The sequence below is a fragment of the Stenotrophomonas sp. RIT-551 genome (assembly GCF_026241915.1).
GTDB classification, from domain to species: Bacteria; Pseudomonadota; Gammaproteobacteria; order Xanthomonadales; family Xanthomonadaceae; genus Stenotrophomonas; species Stenotrophomonas bentonitica_A.
The window spans coordinates 1-18,514 of the sequence record NZ_JAPJIU010000014.1; the positions used below are offsets into that span (position 1 = coordinate 1).

The following is an 18,514-nucleotide window of genomic DNA, read 5'->3' on the forward strand; positions in this document are numbered from 1 at the left end:
TTTTATTGCAGGCACCTGGTTTTTGCAGGTATCTGTTTCTCGGAAGAGACCTCTGCTGAGCTGGCGCATCGCGCTGCTCCAACCGTCTCCCTGGTGAAATTAGCGCTGTGGCACCACCCGATCCCATCCCGAACTCGGAAGTGAAACGCAGCTGCGCCGATGGTAGTGTGGCCTAAGCCATGCGAGAGTAGGTCATCGCCAGGGTTTACACCCAAAACCCCGTTGCTCACGCAGCGGGGTTTTTTTTGTCCTTCTCCCAACGGATGGGAGCGTCTCATTTCACGTGCCACAGCAGATGAGCACGGTCATGCAGTAGTGCGGCGGGTCTCGCTGAGCAGTAGTGCGGCGGGTCTCGCTGGGCAGTTCTGCGGTTTGGGAATGGTGGCGTCTCCGCTTGCATCTTCCGCGAGCGTAAGGCCCGCGTAGCGACCGGCAGGCCCCTCGGCAAATGTCCCCCGGCCGCCGCCTGACGGCGACGCCCCCCTCCTTGATTTTGCCCAGGCGCCTACCGGCCGCTACGGCGCTCCGCGTGCTGTGTGAGGACTGACAAATCAATCCACACTCGCTGATCGCGCTGCTGCTGTGCGGCGCCAGTGGTCTCCACACGTGGGTCGCGATGCCCTTGTGGGCGAACTCAAGGAGGAGGGGGCGGCCACAGGCCGACCCCGGTGGACATTCGCCCGCAAGGGTATCGCGTCCCAACGCCCGACCAATCCAGTCGCCGCCGCGCTCGGAGAGCTGCCGCACTTCATGCTCGCCCGGCGGAGAGGCAAAGACCAAAAAAAACGGCGCCCCGAAAGGCGCCGTTTTCATGAAGCAAAGATCACGTCACTGCAACCAACCGCTCAGCGCGCAGACTCCGCGGCCGGCGCCTCAGCGCCCTTGCCCTTCATCATCGCATCGCGTGCCGCCTTGAACGGATTGCCTTCGTACCAGTTCGGCCAACGATCGCCGCCGGCCAGTTCCTTGCCAACCCCGTACAGCAGCTGCAGGTCCTCGACCGTGCCGTCCAGCTTCCAGGTGGCCGGATCGAACTCATCCTTGGGGCCGTGGTAACGGTGGCTGCCGTAGTCTTCGGCCGCCTTGCGGCCAGCCTCGACACCGCCCTCGCGCAGATCCTCACCACCGTCGGCATACAGCGCCGGCACGCCCGCCTTGGCGAAGTTGAAATGATCCGAACGGAAGTAGAAGCCGCTCTGCACCGCGGTCTCGCCGTGCAGGGTGCGGCCCTGATTCGCGGCCAGCGGCTTGAGGATGTCCTCCAGCTCGGAGCTGCCGAAACCGGTCACGGTCATGTCCTTGGCGCGGCCGGCCACCGACATCGCATCGATGTTGATCACGCCGGCGATCTTGTCCAGCGGGAAGGTCGGGTGGCTGACGTAGTACTTCGAGCCGAGCAGGCCGGACTCTTCCAGCGTCACCGCCAGGAACACCACCGAACGCTCCGGTGCCGGCTGCTGGTGGACCATCGCGTCAGCGACTTCCAGGATGCCGGCCACGCCGGTCGCGTTGTCGACGGCACCGTTGTAGATGTTGTCGCCCTGCTCACCTTCGTGCTTGCCCAGGTGATCCCAGTGCGCCATGTACAGCACGGCCTCGTCGGCCCGCTTGCTACCGGGCAGGACGCCGACCACGTTGCGCGACTTCTTCTCGGCGATGGTGCTCTTCAGGTCGAAGGAGACCTTGGCCTTCAGCGGGACCGGCTTGAAGCCGCGCTTGCTGGCGTCCTTGTAGGCCTTGTCCAGGTCCAGGCCGGCCTCGGCGAACAGCTGACGCGCGGCCTCGGCGCTCAACCAGCCCTGTGCGGGCAGGCGCGCTTCCGGATCATCCTTGGCCGGCAGGTCGTACTGCGGGCCGGCCCACGAGTTCTTGACCACGTCCCAGCCGTACGACGCACCGGCGGTGTCGTGCACGATCAGTGCGGCTGCAGCGCCCTTGCGTGCGGCCTCCTCGAACTTGTAGGTCCAGCGGCCGTAATAGGTCATGCGCTTGCCGTCGAACAGCTTCTCGTCGTTGACGTGGAAGCCCGGGTCGTTGACGAACATCACGACCGTCTTGCCCTTCCAGTCCTGGCCGGCATAGTCGTTCCACTTCTGCTCCGGTGCGTCCACACCGTAGCCCACGAACACCAGATCGCTGTCCTGGACCTTCACCTCCGGCTGGCCGCTGCGGGTGCCGATCACCATGTCGGTGCCGAACGTCAGCTCGCGGGTCTTGCCTGCCTGGTCCAGCTTGAGCACGGTCGACTCATCGGCGGTGGTCTCGGTCATCGCCACGTCCTGGAACCAGCTGTCGCCGTTGCCCGGCTGCAGGCCGATGCGCTGCATCTGGTCGCGGATGTAATTGACGGTCAACTCTTCGCCCTTGCTGCCCGGCGAACGGCCTTCGAACTCATCCGAGGCCAGGGTCTTGACCAGCTCGGCGAAGTCGCCGGCATTGATCTCGGGCGAGAACGCATGGCCCGGCGCGGTCGGTGCCGCGTCGGTGGCGGGGGCCGCGGTGGGCGCGGCGGATTCGCCCTTGCACGCGGTCAACGCAGCGGCAGCGGCAAGGCACAACAGAAGTTTGCGGGGCATCATCGGTTCCTGGAACGGGAAAGGCGGGTGCGCGCGGCACCAGCAGCCACAATATCAATCCTGCGGCGCGGTGTCGGTATCGAAGGGAACGGCCACCGCGCCACTGACCGGTCCGACGCGGGCCGTGCGGTGCACGTACAGGGTGACCTCGCGCTCGAACTGCAGCGGTCCGTTGACCGACGCGTTCGGGCCGATGATCACGCGCGGCTTGCGGCCGGGCGTCAGCGACAGGTTGAAGTTCGGTTTCTTGACCTCGATCCCGCCCTCCACCTGCGAGCCCACGCCAACGGTGATGTCTCCGTTGACGGTCTCGATGCCGCGCGCCACGCGCGTTTCGACCAGGCCGATGCTGCCGTTGACGGTTTCAAGGCTGCCGTCGATCTGGGTACCACGGTCCAGGAAGATGCCGCCGTTGACGGTGTCCACGCCGCCGCTGGCAATCACTTCGCGTCCGACCCGCACGCTGCCATTGACCGTGGATATTCCCCCGGTGCGCGCGCGATCAGCCACGCGGATGCCGCCGTTGACGGTTTCGATACGACCCGTCACAGCGCCTTCGGCGACCTTGATGCCGCCGTTGACGGTCTCCAGATTGCCGTAGGTCTGACCGGCTTCGGCGGAGATGCTGCCGTTGACCTTGCTGATGTTGTCGCTTGCCAAGGCCGGCGCACAGGGCAGCGTCAGGGCCAGCAGCAGCGGGAGCAGGGAGCGTTTCATGGGAACCTCGATGGTGGAGCGCGGCTGGCAGGCCGCCTGCAGGAATGTCACCATGCATCGTTGCAATCCGCATCTGCCTGAAGTCACTGGAAAGCCCTTGCGCCACAACGCCTTTTCCTCACGCCGGGATAACAATCCGACCGATGGACGCGGTCGCACGCAGTGGCTGAGCCCGGCGTTGCGTGCCCTCGTGCTGGCAGTGGCCATGCTCGGCGCCAGCCCGCTGGCCGCGCAATCGTCCAAGGAGGCCGAGCGCAAGCTGCAGAAGCTGCGCAGCGAGCTCAAGGGCGTGGCCCAGGAACGGCGGACGCTGGAAGGCCAGCGTGGGCAGGCATCGCGCCAGCTGCGCGAAGCGGATGAGAAGGTGGCCCGCACCGGGCGCGTACTGGCCCAGACCGAGACCGCGCTGCAGCGCGAAACCCGCGCCATGAACGAACTGCAGGCCAAGCGCGATGCGCTGCAGGCCGGGCTGGAACAGCAGCGCACGGAGCTGGCCTCGCTGCTGCGCGCGGCCTATCGCATCGGCAACAACGCACCGCTGAAGCTGCTGCTGTCGCAGGACCGTGTTGCCGATGCGAACCGCAGCCTGGCCTACCACCGCTACCTGCAGCGCGAGCGCGCGCAGCGGATCCAGTCGCTGACGGCCGACCTCACCGAACTGCAGCGTGTGGAGACGGAGATCGTCGAGCGGCGCAAGGCGCTGGAAGGCACCCGCCAACAGCAGAAGCAGCAGGTGGCCACGTTGGCCGATGACCGCCGCGAGCGGGCGGCCACGGTCGCCACGCTGGATGAGCGCTACAAGGACCGCAGCGAGCGTGAGAAGGCGCTGGGCCAGGACGCCAAGGCACTGGAAACGCTGCTCGCGAATCTGCGTGCCGCCGCTGCACGTGCCGAGGCGGAACGTCGCGCTGCCGCGCGCCGGGCCGCTGCGGAAAAAGCCGCTGCCGAGAAGGCTGATCGGGCTGCTGCCGCGAGTGGCACGCGGCCGCCGCCGCGGGCGACCAAGACACCCCCTGCGGTCGCTTCCGCACCGGCCCCGAAGGTGGGCGGCCTGGGCTGGCCGTTGTCCGGCAATCTGCTCGCCCGCTATGGCGGCAAGCTGCCCGATGGCCGCACCAGCAGCGGCGTTCTGATCGGTGCGCCAGCGGGCAGCACGATCACCGCCGTCGCCGATGGCACCGTGGTGTTCTCCGACTGGATGACCGGCTACGGCATGATCCTGATCGTCGACCACGGCAACGGCTACATGAGCCTGTACGCCCACAACGACACCCTGCTGCGTGATGCCGGCGCCACGGTGAAGAAGGGCGAGGCCGTGGCCAAGGTCGGTAACTCGGGTGGGCAGGGCGTGACCGCGCTGTACTTCGAGCTGCGCCGCAATGGCCAGCCGGTCGACCCGGGCAGCTGGCTGCAGCGGCGATAAACCGCGCACAACAGCAGCGCACCGCCAGGGGCGGGGTTCAACGGGAATTTATCGTCGCTTCGCGCATAATCGGGCGACGCACCCCGGTGCGTGGCTCAACCGTCCCCCGATCATCCTGGAGTGCTTCATGCGCGTAGCCCGTTCCGCCACCTTGCTGCTGGCCCTGTTGCCCGCGGTGTCCTGGGCGCAGCAGACCGCCGAAGCGCCGGCACGCGGGGCCGATGCGGCCACCACGGAAGAAGCGGTGACCTCACGGGTTCCGTTGGAAGAGATCCGCCGCTATGTGGCCGTGTACAACGCAGTGCGCGCCGCCTACGTCGACCCGGTCGATGACAAGAAGCTGATGCAGTCCGCCATCCGTGGCCTGCTGCTGGATCTGGATCCGCACAGCACCTATTTCGACAAGGAAGACGCCGAAGCCTTCGATGAGCAGGCCAACGGCGCCTACGACGGCATCGGCGTGGAGCTGCAGCAGCAGCCCGACAACAGCAGCCTGAAAGTGATCTCGCCGATCGACGACACCCCGGCCGCACGCGCGGGCATCCTCGCTGGCGACCTGATCATCGCCATCGACGGCAAGCCGATCAGTGCGATCGAGGCCACCGAGCCGCTGCGCGGCGTGGCCGGCACCAAGGTCGTGCTGACCCTGGTTCGCGAAGGCAAGCCCAAGCCGTTCGATGTCAGCGTCACCCGCGAGACGATCCGCGTGACCAGCGTGCGCAGCCGGATGCTTGAACCCGGTTACGGCTACATCCGCCTGAGCACCTTCCAGGCCGACACCGGTGCCGATTTCCAGAAGCACGTTGCCCAGTTGCAGCAGCAGGCTGGTGGCAAGCTCAAGGGGCTGGTGCTGGACCTGCGCAGCAACCCGGGTGGCCTGCTGACCGCCGCCGTGCAGGTGGCCGACGACCTGCTCGAGAAGGGCAACATCGTCAGTACCCGTGGCCGCATCTCGATCAGCGATGCCCGTTTCGATGCAACGCCGGGCGATCTGCTCAAGGGCGCGCCGGTCGTGGTGCTGGCCGACGCCGGTTCGGCCAGTGCCTCCGAGGTGCTGGCCGGCGCCCTGCGCGACAACGGCCGCGCGCGCGTGGTCGGCAGCCGCACCTTCGGCAAGGGCTCGGTGCAGACCGTACTGCCGCTGGACAACGGGGACTCGGTGAAACTCACCACCGCGCGGTATTTCACGCCGAGCGGCAAGTCGATCCAGGCCACCGGCATCATTCCCGATGTGCTGCTGCAGCCGGAAAAGCGTGCTGGCGATGACGACCTGCCGGCCAGCCTGACCGACTACAGCGAAGCCACGCTGCCCGGGCACCTGCGCGGTGACGAGGAAGGCACCGAAGGCTACAAGGCCGGTGACGTGCTGCCGGGCGATGGCCCGATCAACGATGCCCTGGCCGAGTTGAAGCAGCCGGGTTCGGTGCTGGCCAGGCAGAAGGCGGAGGCGGCGAAGAAGCCGGCGGCCAAGCCGTCAGCGGCAGCGGTCAAGCCGGTAGACGCGAAGCCGGCAGATACGAAGCCAGCCGAACAGCCTGCGGCTGCACCGGCTACGCCCGCACCGGCCGAGCCGGAAGCTCCGGCCTCGACGGCACCGATCAAGCCCTGACCAAGCCACCCAATACTCGCCATGACGGACCTGTTTGATCAGATCGCGGCATTGACCCGCTCCGCCGCGCTATCCGAAGACGAGAGGGCAATGCAATTGGGCACTGTGGCCGCGCTCCATGGCATCGATGGCGATCGCGTCTACTGGTGGGCCGGGCTCTCCCGCCCGCCCCGCAGGATGCCGTATGAAGATGGCAGTGCCGGATTGGCTCTCCTCAACGAAGTGCTGACCGCGCTGCCACTGGAAGAAGTAGTGCTGGTCGCAACCGACGAGGAACCCGCGCCTTGGCCGATGTGGGTGCTGGGTCGGGATGAGCTCATCGCGTTGCTGGAAGCACTACCGTTCTTCGAGTACTTCGTTGCGTCGCCAGATGGGCGCACGCTAGTTTTCGATACGCATCACAACGAATTGCTGATCGCTTCGCTGGACCCCTCGGGGGCTGTCTCTCGCTCGGACTGACGCGAACGCGCCGTCCCCGATATCAAAACCCGTGCCGCTTGCGCAGCCGCCGCGCGATCGCCGCACGCACATACACGCCATAGCCGAGCCCGAACACGAAGCCGGCGATGTGCGCCCACCAGGCGACCATGCCGAAGGTCGGGCCGATGTAGGCGAAGACCACCTGCAGTGCCGCCCAGACACCGATCAGCAGATAGGCCGGCGCACGCACGAATTCCAGGAACAGGCCCAGCGGAATCACCACGCCCAGCCGCGCGCCCGGGAACAGCGCCAGATAGGCGCCGATCAGGGCCGACACCGCGCCGCTGGCCCCGATGATGATCTGGTCCGGGCTGCCCATGGTGTAGATCGCGGTCAGATTCGAGATCGCCCCGCCGACCAGGAACAGCAGCATCAGCCGCCACGGGCCCAGCACGCGCTCGGCCGGCAGCCCGAAGATCAGCAGGAACACCAGGTTGCCCAGCAGGTGCGACCAGTCCGCATGCAGGAACAGCGCGGTGAACAGCCGTAGCACGCTGCCGTCCTGCAGGGTTGCCCACCAGTCCAGCGGGTGGGTCAGGCCGGTGGAAAGCGCGCCCCAATCCATCCACAGGCTGCGCCGGGCGTCGTCCGGCCGGGAGATCGACCACAGGAACGCGACCCACAGCGCCGCGAACAGCAGGGGGGTGGCCCAGCGGTAGGCGGCTTTCTTGCGGGAGGGGGTCGACACGAACATGCGGGCACTAGCCTAGCGCGGAGGCTGACCTGACGGGGATATGTCGTGTTCAGCATGAATAGCCACAAGGGCGACGCACGTTATTGTTTCATTAACCGCTCTCGGTATACTCGCATACGGCGTCGTATGTCGGGAGGGGAATCCGGCGCGTTGTCCTGACCCATCAAGGGGAGGGGCGGCGCAGGCGCGCGTTGCCAACATCACCGCTTTCCGGAGAGAACCAACAATGCATACCGCTTCCACTCTTGCCCGCGTCACCGCCCTGGCCGTCGGCATTGCCGGTGTCCTGGCCGTGGGCCACGTCCACGCTGCCGCCTTCCAGCTGAAGGAAAACAGCGCCAAGGGCCTCGGCCGCGCCTTCGCCGGTTCCGGCAGCGCCGCCGGCGACGCCTCGATCATGGCCGTCAACCCGGCCGGCATGCGCCAGCTCGAGGGCATGCAGGTCCAGGGCGACCTGAGCGCCATCAGCTTCTCGGCCAAGTTCAAGGGCACCGGCCGCAAGCCGACCGGCCAGCCGCAGACCGGCGGTGACGGCGGCGACGCCGGCATGATCGCCCCGGTTCCGGCTGCCTACTTCCATATGCCGATCGGCGAAAAGGCCCACTTCGGCGTCTCGCTGACCGCCCCGTTCGGCTTCAAGACCGATTACGACAATGGCTGGGTCGGCCGTTACAGCGGCCTGAAGACCGACATGAAGGCCATCGACCTGGGCTTCGCGGCTTCGTATGACGTCAACCCGTACGTGTCCTTCGGTGCGTCCGTGTTCGTCGAGCACCTGACCATCGAGCTGAGCAACCAGATCGACTTCGGCACCGCGCTGGCGCAGTCGCGCGTGCCGGGCTTCGCCCCGGGCAGCGCCGACGGCAAGTTGACCGTGGAAGGTGACAACAATGCCGTGGGCTGGACCGTCGGTGGCTTGTTCAGCCCCGATGAGAACACCCACATCGGCATCAGCTACCGTTCCAAGGTCGAGCACAAGATCACCGGCGGCGATGCCACCTTCGATGTGCCGCAGAACGCTGCTGCCGTGCTGGCCATCGCCCAGCCGGGCCGCTTCGTGAGCACCTCGGGCAAGGCCACGCTGACCCTGCCGGCCTCGGCCACCCTGAGCGTCACCCACAACGTCAACGACCGCTGGACCGTGATGGGTGATGTCACCCGCACTGCCTGGTCGACCGCGTTCGACCAGGTCACCATCGACTTCGCGTCGGCGCAGCCCGATTCGGTGCTGGAGTTCGGCTACCGCGATACGACCTTCGTTTCGCTGGGTACCGATTTCAAGCTGAGCGACACGGTGACCCTGCGTGGCGGTATCGCGCTGGACCAGACCCCGACCACCAACGCTCACCGCGACGTGCGCGTGCCCGATACCAGCCGCAAGTGGCTGTCGCTGGGCGTGGGCTGGACCCCGTCGGCGAACACCGAATACAACTTCGGTTACACCCACCTGTTCACCAAGGATCCGGACGTGATCATCGGTGGCACCACCAACAACCAGGGCAACTCGCTCAACGGCAAGTACAAGGTCCGTGGCGACGTGCTGGCCGCGTCGTTCAACTACAAGTTCTGATCGACGCAGCACTGAACGGTTGAACGCAGCAGCAGAAAACCCCGCGAAAGCGGGGTTTTTTGTTGGTCGCGTTGAGGCGCTTGCGGATCGACTGCCGCAGCACGGTGGGATCCGCGATCACGACGTACAATCCCCGCCCGGACTGCGCCCCTGCCGTCCCGTGCCTACTGACAAGGATCTGTATATGTCGTCTCTGCTGCTGCGCTCCACGCTTGCTCTTGGCCTGGCCGGTCTCTCGCTGCCCGCCATCGCCGCGCCGGAGTTCGCCGCCTGTTTTACCTTGACCCCGGGCCTGTCGTGGTCCAGCAGCGATGAAACGCTGACCATCGAGAAGGCCACGTTCGCCGGGCAGGAGGCGATCAAGGTGAGCAGCGCCGGTGGTGGGGTTGGCACGGCCAGCTATTACGACGCCAGCGGGCGCCAGCTTCTCGGCCAGGAGCGCCTGGGCATTTCCGCTTGGGGTGGCGACGCGTCCAGGCCGGTGATGACCGACATCTTCAAGCCCGCGCCGACGTTCCCGCAGAGCGCCAAGCCAGGCGATCGGTTCGAGGTCAACGGCAAGGGCGAGCGCACGAACCATGTCGACGAGACGGTCGAGCCGATCGACTACGACGGCTTCTCCGATTACACCTTCGTCGGCTTCGAAGATCTGGAGACGGAAGTCGGCGACCAGCCGCGGACGTTCAAGGATATCTGCCATGTCACGGCGACCTTCGAAGACAACCGTATCGAGGCGTGGTACGCCGCCGGCTTCGGCCGCATCAAGTTCGAGCGCTACATGGGCAGCGAACTGCTGATGCGCGATGAGATCGAGTCCATCGAGCAGTAGTGCCGGCCGCTGGCCGGCAATCTGTGCCAGCTTCCAGGCCACAAAAAACCCCGCTTTCGCGGGGTTTTTCGTTCAACGCATGTGCGCTGGAATCAGTCGCCCAGGGTCAGCAGCGAGGCATTGCCGCCGGCCGCCGTGGTGTTCACGGTGACCGTTTTTTCGGTGGCGAAGCGCAGCAGGTAGTGCGGGCCGCCGGCCTTCGGGCCGGTACCGGACAGGCCCTGGCCGCCGAACGGCTGCACGCCGACCACCGCGCCGATCTGGTTGCGGTTGACGTACACGTTGCCGACATTGATGCGCGAGGAAATGCGGTCCACGGTTTCATCGATGCGCGAATGCACGCCCAGGGTCAGGCCGTAGCCGGTGGCGTTGATCTGGTCGATCACCGCATCGAGCTGGTCGCCCTTCCAGCGGATCACGTGCAGCACCGGCCCGAAGATTTCCCTGTGCAGCTGGTCCAGGTTCTTCAGCTCGTACGCACGCGGGGCGAAGAAGGTGCCGTGCGCCGCTTCGTCGCTGAGCGTGGCAGCGGCGATCAGGCGCGCTTCCTTCTCCATGCGCACGGCATGGTCCTTGAGGATCTGCAGCGCATCGGCATCGATCACCGGGCCGACGTCCGTGGAGAGCAGACCCGGGTCACCGACCTTCAGCTCGGCCATCGCGCCGGACAGCATGGTCATCACCTTGTCGGCGATGTCGTCCTGCACGAACAGCACGCGCGCGGCCGAGCAGCGCTGGCCGGCGGAGGTGAAGGCCGACCCGATCGCATCCTTGACCAGCTGCTCTGGCAGCGCCGAGGAGTCGGCGATGAAGGCGTTCTGGCCGCCGGTTTCGGCGATCAGCACACCGATCGCGGCGTCGCGCGCGGCCATCGCACGGTTGATCGCACGGGCGGTATCGGTCGAGCCGGTGAAGGCCACGCCGGCCACGCGCGGGTCGGCGGTCAGCGCGGCGCCGACGGTCGCACCGTCGCCCGGCAGGAACTGCACAACGCCTTCGGGCACGCCGGCGTCGAGCAGCAGCTTCACCGCGTAGTAGCCGATCAGGTTGGTCTGTTCGGCCGGCTTGGCGATCACGCTGTTGCCGGCCGCCAGTGCGGCGCTGACCTGGCCCAGGAAGATCGCCAGCGGGAAGTTCCACGGGCTGATGCAGACGAACACACCGCGGCCATGCAGCTGCAGTTCGTTGGATTCACCGGTCGGGCTCGGCAGCTTTTCGGCATGGCCGAACTGCTCGCGTGCCTGCTTGGCGTAATAGCGCAGGAAGTCGACCGCTTCGCGCACTTCGGCAATACCGTCGGGCAGGCTCTTGCCAGCTTCCTTGACGCACAGTGCCATGAACTCCGGCAGGCGTGCCTCGAGCTGGTCCGCCGCGTGTTCCAGGATTGCGGCGCGGCTGGCGGCCGGGGTGCGGTTCCAGGCCGGCTGCGCGGCCACGGCGTTGGCCAGGGCCTTCTCCACGGTGGCACTGTCGGCCGGCTGCCACTGGCCGACGACCTGGCGGGTGTCGGCCGGGTTGGTCACGTTCAACAGCGCAGCGGTCGGGTTGGCACCGGGCACCAGCGGCGCGGCGTGCCACCCGCTCTTACCCGGCGCGGGCACGGCCGCATTGAGCTGCTCGGCCAGAGCGCGCAGATCGTTGTCGTTGGCGAGATTGACGCCCATGGAGTTCTTCCTGTCATGGTTCTGGCTGCGCAGCAGATCGACCGGCAGCGGGATTTTCGGATGCGGGATGGACGCGAACGAGGAGACCACTTCCACCGGATCGCGGATCAGGTCGTCGATGGCCACGTTCTCGTCGGTGATGCGGTTGACGAAGCTGGAATTGGCGCCGTTTTCGAGCAGGCGGCGCACCAGGTACGGCAGCAGGTCTTCATGCGAACCGACCGGCGCGTACACGCGGCACGGCACGTTCAGACGGTCGGCCGGCACCACTTCGGCATACAGGTCATCGCCCATGCCGTGCAGCTTCTGGTGCTCGTACTGGCCGCCCTTGGCGATCGCCTGCACGGCCGCGATGGTGTGCGCGTTGTGCGTGGCGAACATCGGGTAGATCGCATCGCTGTGCGTGAACAGGCGCTTGGCGCAGGCCAGGTAGGACACGTCGGTGTTCTGCTTGCGGGTGAACACCGGGTAGGCCGGCAGGCCCTCGATCTGCGCGCGCTTGATCTCCGCATCCCAGTACGCGCCCTTGACCAGGCGCACCTGCAGGCGACGACCGATGCGGCGGGCCAGATCGGCCAGGTAGTCGATCGTGTACGGCGTGCGCTTCTGGTACGACTGCACGACCACGCCGAAGCCTTCCCAGCCGGCGAGCGAGGCATCGCTGACCACCGTCTCGATGATGTCCAGCGACAGCTCCAGGCGGTCGGTTTCTTCGGCATCGACGGTGCAGCCGATCCCATAGGACTTGGCCAGCTGCGCCAGTTCCAGTACGCCCGGCACCAGGTCGGCCATCACGCGTGCGCGCTTGGCATGCTCGTAGCGCGGGTACAGCGCGGAGAGCTTGATCGAGATGCCCGGTGCCGAATTGACATCGCCGTCCGGGCGACCGCCGCGGGCCTTGTGGTCACCGCCGATCGAATGGATCGCGCGACGGTAATCCTCCAGGTAACGCTTGGCGTCCTTCATGGTCAGCGCGCCTTCGCCGAGCATGTCGAACGAATAGCGGTAGCTGGCGTTGTCGCCCTTGTGCGAGCGCGACAGCGCTTCGTCGATGGTGCGGCCCATGACGAACTGGTGGCCCATGATCTTCATCGCCTGGCGCACTGCCAGGCGGATCACCGGCTCACCCACGCGACCGATCAGGCGCTTGAACGCGCCCGGCACATCGGCGCGGGTGGCATCGTTGATCTGGACCAGGCGGCCTGTCAGCATCAGGCCCCAGGTGGAGGCGTTGACCAGCACCGAGTCGCTGCCGCCCATGTGCTTCTTCCAGTCCGCGTCGCCGAGCTTGTCGCGGATCAGCTTGTCGGCCGTCTCCTGGTCCGGAATGCGCAGCAGCGCTTCGGCCACGCACATCAGCAGCACGCCTTCCTCGCTGCCCAGATCGTACTGGCGCATGAAGGCCTCGATCGCGCCCTGGTCCTGGGCACGCACGCGCACGCGCTTGACCAGGTCGGCGGCGGTGGCCTGTACCCTGGCCTGTTCGGCGGCGGGCAGGCGCGCCTGCTCCAGCAGCTCTCGCACGTGGGTGGCCTCGTCCTTCAACCAGGCATCGGTGATCGCCTGGCGGAACGCATTGGGAACCGCCGGCAGCTCAGGAGAGAGCAGCGGCGGGCGGGCAGCGCCGGACGATGCCGGGGCAGGGGGAAGGACAGAGGATGCAGTCATGCCGGTCGGCTCGTGGAGAACTTGACCATTTTAATCGTTTTCTGGGGGAGTCAAGCGGTTTTTGCGGTCGCGCCCATGCGGCGCATAGCCTTTCATACAGGGGGATTCGGCGGATTCGAGCCGGCTGGTAGTTATTGTGCCGATTTCGTCAAAACGGCCGCCGCAGCCGATGCTGTGTTGCAACATTCCTGAAACTGTGAATGGACCCTTGCTACTCGCTGGAGAGCGGGGCTACCATCGAGACGTTTCCCGCGGCAGGAAAAACGCGGTTGCGACATGATCGAGGTGCTCATCGCTCCGGACGGATCAGGGACGCAACTGCGGCTGCGTCCCCCACGGGCGCTCGATGCCCGGCAGTTCGTCCTGTTGTTTGCAGTGTTGGCGGGGGGGATGTGGCTGGCGGCCGGCCTGGGCTGGTTCACCGGCAACGTATTCGCCCCCGTGTTTGCTCTGCTGTACAGCGTGTTGCTGGCAGTGGCGCTGCGCACGGTGTGGCGCAGTGGAGAACGGCAGGAAGAGATCCGGGTAGTGCCGGCGTGCGTGGAAGTGATTCCCGCACCCGGGCATTCGCCGGTGTTCAGCGCCCACCCGCACTGGGTGAGGCTGATCGCCGACGAACGCAGGGTCCGGCTGGCATCCAGCGGTAGGCAGGTGGACGTGGGGAGCTTCCTCGCACCGGCCGAACGCCAGGTACTGGCTCAGAAACTAGAAGGCTTGCTCGCGGCCACTGACGGCCGCAACCGACGACGCTAAGGGTCTAGGCAATGAAGCAATGCAGAAAGTGGGGCAGGACGTTCGGGAAGTCAGTGTTGAGCGGGGCTGCGCTGCTGGCGCCGGCCATGGCGTGGGCCCAGGCGGCCGACCCCAAACCGTGGCAATTGAACATGGGCAAGGGGGTGACCCAGAGCTCGCGGTTGGCGTGGGAGTCCAACCTGTTCTCGCTGTGGGTCTGTACCGTGATCGGGGTGCTGGTATTCGGCGCGCTGTTCTACGCGATCTTCAAGTTCCGCAAATCCAAGGGCGCGGTCGCCGCCACCTTCAGCCACAACACCAAGGCCGAGGTCATCTGGACCGTGATCCCGGTGATCATCCTGGTGGTGATGGCCTGGCCGGCCACGGCCAATCTGATCAAGTTCTACGACACCCGCGATTCGGAAATGACCGTCAAGGTCACCGGGTATCAGTGGATGTGGAAGTACGAATACCTCGGCGAGAACGTCAGCTTCACCAGCCGCCTGGACCGTGAGTCCGACCGTGTCCGCCAGAGTGGCGTGGTGCCGACCCGCGACAGCCATCCGCATTACCTGCTGGATGTCGACAACCGCCTGGTACTGCCGGTCGATACCAAGGTGCGCTTCGTGATCACCTCCGACGACGTCATCCATGCATGGTGGGTGCCGGCGCTGGGCTGGAAGCAGGATGCGATTCCCGGCTTCATCAACGAGGCCTGGACCAACATCGAGCAGCCCGGCGTGTACCGCGGTCAGTGCGCCGAACTGTGTGGCAAGGATCACGGCTTCATGCCGATCGTGGTCGAGGCGGTCTCCAAGGAGGATTACCAGAAATGGCTGGCGTCCAGGAAGCCTGCGCCGGCCCCTGCACCGGAGGCTGCACCGGCACCGGCGCCGGCCGTCCCGGCCGAGGCCACTCCGGCACCGGCCAGCGAGCCGGCCGCGGCAGCAACAGACAGCAACGCCTGAAATCGAGCCGCGTCCGCCAGCCGGCGGATGCGGGTACCACCGGATACAGTGAGGTGTAGTTGCGATGGCGCATTCCGCAGTTGACCACGACGGGCATCACGGGCATCAGCAGGGGTTCTTCGAGCGTTGGTTCTTCTCGACCAACCACAAGGACATCGGCACGCTCTACCTGCTTTTCAGCTTCATCATGTTCATCATCGGTGCGGCGATGAGCGTGATCATCCGCGCTGAGCTGGCGCAACCGGGCCTGCAGTTCGTCAAGCCCGAGTTCTTCAACCAGATGACCACCGTGCATGCGCTGGTGATGATCTTCGGTGGCGTGATGCCGGCCTTCGTCGGCCTGGCCAACTGGATGATCCCGCTGCAGATCGGCGCGCCGGACATGGCCCTGCCGCGCATGAACAACTGGTCGTTCTGGCTGCTGCCGGTGGCCTTCAGCCTGCTGCTGCTGACCCTTTTCCTGCCGGGCGGCGCCCCCGCCGGTGGCTGGACGCTGTACCCGCCGCTGTCGCTGCAGGGCGGCTACAACGTGGCCTTCAGCGTGTTCGCCATCCATGTGGCCGGCATCAGCTCGATCATGGGCGCGATCAACATCATCGCCACCGTGCTCAACATGCGCGCCCCCGGCATCGATCTGCTGAAGATGCCGATCTTCTGCTGGGCCTGGCTGATCACCGCGTTCCTGCTGATCGCGGTGATGCCGGTGCTCGCCGGCGCGGTGACGATGCTGCTCACCGACAAGTTCTTCGGCACCAGCTTCTTCAATGCCGCCGGTGGCGGTGACCCGGTGATGTACCAGCACATCTTCTGGTTCTTCGGGCACCCGGAGGTCTACATCATGATCCTGCCGGCGTTCGGCGTGGTCAGCGAGATCATCCCCACCTTCAGCCGCAAGCCGCTGTTCGGTTACCAGGCGATGGTCTACGCGATCGCCGCGATCGCCTTCCTGTCCTTCATCGTCTGGGCCCACCACATGTTCACCGTGGGCATGCCGCTGGGCGGCGAAATCTACTTCATGTTCGCCACGATGCTCATCTCCATCCCGACCGGGGTGAAGGTGTTCAACTGGGTCAGCACGATGTGGCGTGGCTCGCTCACGTTCGAAGCGCCAATGCTGTGGGCGGTGGCCTTCGTCATCCTGTTCACCATCGGTGGCTTCTCCGGCCTGATGCTGGCGATCGTGGTGGCCGACTTCCAGTACCACGACACCTATTTCGTGGTCGCGCACTTCCACTACGTGCTGGTCACCGGCGCGGTGTTCGGGTTGATCGCCGCGGTGTACTACTGGTGGCCGAAGTGGACCGGGCGCATGTACAGCGAAACCTGGGCCAAGGTGCACTTCTGGTGGTCGATCGTGTTCGTGAACCTGCTGTTCTTCCCGCAGCACTTCCTCGGCCTGGCCGGCATGCCGCGGCGTATTCCGGATTACAGCGTGGCCTTCGCCGACTGGAACCTGATCAGTTCGATCGGTGCGTTCGGCATGTTCGTCACGCCCTTCATGATGGCCGCGATCCTGTGGCATTCGCTGCGCCACGGCGCTAAGGCCGCCGACCGTTGCTGGGAAGGAGCGCGTGGCCTGGAGTGGACGATCCCGTCGCCCGCGCCGGCGCATACGTTCACCACGCCGCCGACCATCCGTCCGGGTGATCTGGCCCATGACGACATCACCCATTGAGGCCGCTCATGACCACCACCACCCGCACGCCGGATGAGCAGGCCCTGCAACGCCGCCGCGCGCACCGCACCGCGTGGGCCGTCGGGATCGTCGCGGTGATGGTCTATGCCGGCTTCATCCTCAGCGGGGTGATCGGGCGATGAGCGATCCGCGCCCGGCTCCGCCCGCACGTCATGCGGGCCTGCCCCGCCTGATCGGGGTGGCCCTGGCGGTGTTCGTGCTGACCTTCTCGCTGGTGCCGCTGTACCGCATCGCCTGCGAGAAGGTGTTCGGCGTGCGCCTGGAACGTGGCCCGGGCGCGGCGGCGGGTACGGCGGCCGCCACCGGCAAGCGCACGGTGCGGGTGGAATTCGATGGCGGTGTGAATTCCAAGCTGCCGTGGGCGTTCCATCCCGAACAGCTGACGATGGACGTGGTGCCCGGCGAGCTCAACGAAGCGCTGTATTACGCGCGCAATGACAGCGACCGCGCGCTGGTCGGCAGCGCGGTGCCCTCGGTTGCACCGGCCAAGGCGTCGGGCTACTTCAGCAAGACCGAGTGCTTCTGCTTCACCGCGCAGACGCTGCAGGCCGGCGAGAAGCGCGACATGCCGGTGCGCTTCATCGTCGATCCCGACCTGCCGGCCAACATCACCACGATCACCCTGTCCTACACCTTCTACAAGAACGACGCTTTGTCCGCGCAGTTGGCCCCGGCCAGCCTGCCGACCGGCGCGCGTGCAGCTCCCTGATCCGGACCGGACCCAAGACCATGGCCCAGCAAAGCCCCGATGCGAACGTGTACTTCGTGCCCACGCACAGCAAATGGCCGTTCATCGGTTCCATCGCGATGATGGTGACGATGGTCGGCGTGGCCAGCTGGCTCAATGATTCCAGCTGGGGCAAGTGGACCTTTTACGCGGGCATCGCGATGCTGGTGCTGACCCTGTTCTGGTGGTTCAGCGACGTGGTGCGCGAATCGCAGGCCGGCAGCTACAACCGCCAGGTCGACGGCTCGTTCCGGATGGGGATGGTGTGGTTCATCTTCTCGGAAGTGATGTTCTTCGGCGCATTTTTCGGCGCGCTGTTCTATACCCGCAACCTGGGCCTGCCGTGGCTGGGCGGCGCGGGCGACGGTGTGATGACCAACGAGCTGCTGTGGGATGGCTACTCGGCGGCGTGGCCCACCAACGGCCCCGGGGCGATCGGCGGGCATTTCCAGACCATTCCGGCCTGGGGCCTGCCGCTGATCAACACGCTGATCCTGCTGACCTCCGGTGTCACCCTGACCATCGCGCACCACGCGCTCAAGGCCGGGCATCGGCGCCAGCTGCTGGTCTGGCTGGGCATCACCGTGCTGCTCGGCCTGGGCTTCCTCACCCTGCAGGCGGAGGAGTACATCCACGCCTACAAGGAACTCAATCTCACGTTGGGCTCGGGCATCTACGGCTCGACGTTCTTCATGCTCACCGGCTTCCACGGCGTGCACGTGCTGCTCGGCACGATCATGTTGGCGGTGATGTGGCTGCGTTCGTCGAAAGGGCATTTCACCCGCGACAACCATTTCGGTTTCGAAGCCGCCGCGTGGTACTGGCACTTCGTCGACGTGGTGTGGCTGATGCTGTTCCTGTTCGTCTACGTGCTGTAGCGTCGGTGCGACGTCCTGCCGCATCGACGCCGGTGCGGCTTCAGCCGCCGATGCCGTGGGGCTTGATCCAACCGCTGTAGATGCCGATGACCACGAGCACGATCAGCGCCACCGACACCGCGATGCGGCGGGTGAGGGCATTGACGGTGCGCTTGGTCTGGCCGCGATCGACCAGCAGGTAATACAGCCCGGCGCCCAGATTCCAGACGATGACGATCAGAAACGCGATTACCAGCAGGGTCTTCAACGAATCATTCATGCGCGGCTCGATGGCGTGGCGGGT

The 18,514-nt window shown here is 66.0% G+C and carries 16 protein-coding genes and 1 rRNA gene; 12 read left to right on the forward strand and 5 right to left on the reverse strand.

Going from position 1 to position 18,514, the window contains the following annotated elements; translation table 11 throughout:
* The first annotated feature begins 89 nt into the window (after positions 1–89).
* Positions 90–204: ribosomal RNA gene (gene rrf / locus ORK51_RS14790) — 5S ribosomal RNA — on the forward strand.
* 641 nt (positions 205–845) lie between these two features.
* Here the strand turns inward: rrf and ORK51_RS14795 are convergent.
* Both ORK51_RS14795 and ORK51_RS14800 read right to left on the reverse strand, forming a co-directional pair.
* Entirely contained in the window at positions 846–2,576 is a 1,731-nt protein-coding gene (locus tag ORK51_RS14795; RefSeq protein WP_266085456.1) for a M28 family metallopeptidase, read from the reverse strand.
* A gap of 54 nt (positions 2,577–2,630) precedes the next feature.
* Positions 2,631–3,293 (reverse strand): DUF4097 family beta strand repeat-containing protein, encoded by a 663-nt coding sequence (locus tag ORK51_RS14800; protein ID WP_046272917.1) that lies wholly within the window; start codon positions 3,291–3,293, stop codon positions 2,631–2,633.
* A gap of 205 nt (positions 3,294–3,498) precedes the next feature.
* Here ORK51_RS14800 and ORK51_RS14805 point away from each other — a divergent pair, with 205 nt between their 5' ends.
* The 3 genes from ORK51_RS14805 to ORK51_RS14815 all read left to right on the forward strand — a co-directional run bounded on the left by ORK51_RS14805 (position 3,499) and on the right by ORK51_RS14815 (position 6,784).
* Entirely contained in the window at positions 3,499–4,716 is a 1,218-nt protein-coding gene (locus tag ORK51_RS14805) for a murein hydrolase activator EnvC family protein (protein ID WP_266085566.1), read from the forward strand.
* 127 nt (positions 4,717–4,843) lie between these two features.
* The gene (locus ORK51_RS14810; protein ID WP_266085458.1) at positions 4,844–6,325 is read left to right on the forward strand and encodes a S41 family peptidase; all 1,482 of its coding nucleotides are present in this window, start codon (positions 4,844–4,846) and stop codon (positions 6,323–6,325) included.
* A gap of 21 nt (positions 6,326–6,346) precedes the next feature.
* Complete coding sequence (locus ORK51_RS14815) at positions 6,347–6,784, forward strand: hypothetical protein (RefSeq protein WP_070426470.1); 438 nt, start codon at positions 6,347–6,349, stop codon at positions 6,782–6,784.
* 22 nt (positions 6,785–6,806) lie between these two features.
* Here the strand turns inward: ORK51_RS14815 and ORK51_RS14820 are convergent, their stop codons facing one another.
* Positions 6,807–7,499 (reverse strand): rhomboid family intramembrane serine protease, encoded by a 693-nt coding sequence (locus ORK51_RS14820; protein ID WP_019186003.1) that lies wholly within the window; start codon positions 7,497–7,499, stop codon positions 6,807–6,809.
* A gap of 226 nt (positions 7,500–7,725) precedes the next feature.
* On the opposite strand from ORK51_RS14820, the gene ORK51_RS14825 reads away from it, so the two are divergent.
* Complete coding sequence (locus ORK51_RS14825; RefSeq protein WP_266085462.1) at positions 7,726–9,069, forward strand: outer membrane protein transport protein; 1,344 nt, start codon at positions 7,726–7,728, stop codon at positions 9,067–9,069.
* Positions 9,070–9,253: 184 nt separating this feature from the next.
* Positions 9,254–9,898 carry a hypothetical protein gene (locus ORK51_RS14830; RefSeq protein ID WP_266085464.1) on the forward strand — a complete coding sequence of 215 codons (645 nt, stop codon included), beginning with the start codon at positions 9,254–9,256 and terminating at the stop codon, positions 9,896–9,898.
* 92 nt (positions 9,899–9,990) lie between these two features.
* Here the strand turns inward: ORK51_RS14830 and putA are convergent, their stop codons facing one another.
* The gene (putA, locus tag ORK51_RS14835; RefSeq protein ID WP_266085467.1) at positions 9,991–13,230 is read right to left on the reverse strand and encodes a bifunctional proline dehydrogenase/L-glutamate gamma-semialdehyde dehydrogenase PutA; all 3,240 of its coding nucleotides are present in this window, start codon (positions 13,228–13,230) and stop codon (positions 9,991–9,993) included.
* A 276-nt stretch (positions 13,231–13,506) separates the two neighbouring features.
* Between putA and ORK51_RS14840 the strand changes: the two genes are divergently transcribed.
* The 6 genes from ORK51_RS14840 (at position 13,507) to ORK51_RS14865 (ending at position 18,231) form a co-directional block, all read left to right on the forward strand.
* Positions 13,507–13,983 carry a DUF2244 domain-containing protein gene (locus ORK51_RS14840; protein ID WP_266085469.1) on the forward strand — a complete coding sequence of 159 codons (477 nt, stop codon included), beginning with the start codon at positions 13,507–13,509 and terminating at the stop codon, positions 13,981–13,983.
* A gap of 11 nt (positions 13,984–13,994) precedes the next feature.
* Entirely contained in the window at positions 13,995–14,930 is a 936-nt protein-coding gene (gene coxB / locus ORK51_RS14845) for a cytochrome c oxidase subunit II (protein ID WP_266085472.1), read from the forward strand.
* 64 nt (positions 14,931–14,994) lie between these two features.
* Positions 14,995–16,605: a cytochrome c oxidase subunit I gene (gene ctaD, locus ORK51_RS14850; protein ID WP_019185997.1), complete on the forward strand. Its 1,611-nt coding sequence runs from the start codon at positions 14,995–14,997 to the stop codon at positions 16,603–16,605.
* An 8-nt stretch (positions 16,606–16,613) separates the two neighbouring features.
* Positions 16,614–16,748 (forward strand): hypothetical protein, encoded by a 135-nt coding sequence (locus ORK51_RS14855; protein ID WP_257785228.1) that lies wholly within the window; start codon positions 16,614–16,616, stop codon positions 16,746–16,748.
* Positions 16,745–17,335 carry a cytochrome c oxidase assembly protein gene (locus tag ORK51_RS14860; RefSeq protein ID WP_019185995.1) on the forward strand — a complete coding sequence of 197 codons (591 nt, stop codon included), beginning with the start codon at positions 16,745–16,747 and terminating at the stop codon, positions 17,333–17,335. Before ORK51_RS14855 ends, ORK51_RS14860 begins: the two co-directional genes overlap by 4 nt.
* Before the next feature lie 20 nt (positions 17,336–17,355).
* Positions 17,356–18,231: a cytochrome c oxidase subunit 3 gene (locus ORK51_RS14865; RefSeq protein ID WP_019185994.1), complete on the forward strand. Its 876-nt coding sequence runs from the start codon at positions 17,356–17,358 to the stop codon at positions 18,229–18,231.
* A gap of 40 nt (positions 18,232–18,271) precedes the next feature.
* On the opposite strand, the gene ORK51_RS14870 is transcribed toward ORK51_RS14865, so the two are convergent.
* Positions 18,272–18,490, reverse strand: a complete 219-nt coding sequence (locus ORK51_RS14870; protein WP_019185993.1) for a twin transmembrane helix small protein — start codon at positions 18,488–18,490, stop codon at positions 18,272–18,274.
* Positions 18,491–18,514: the final 24 nt, after the last annotated feature.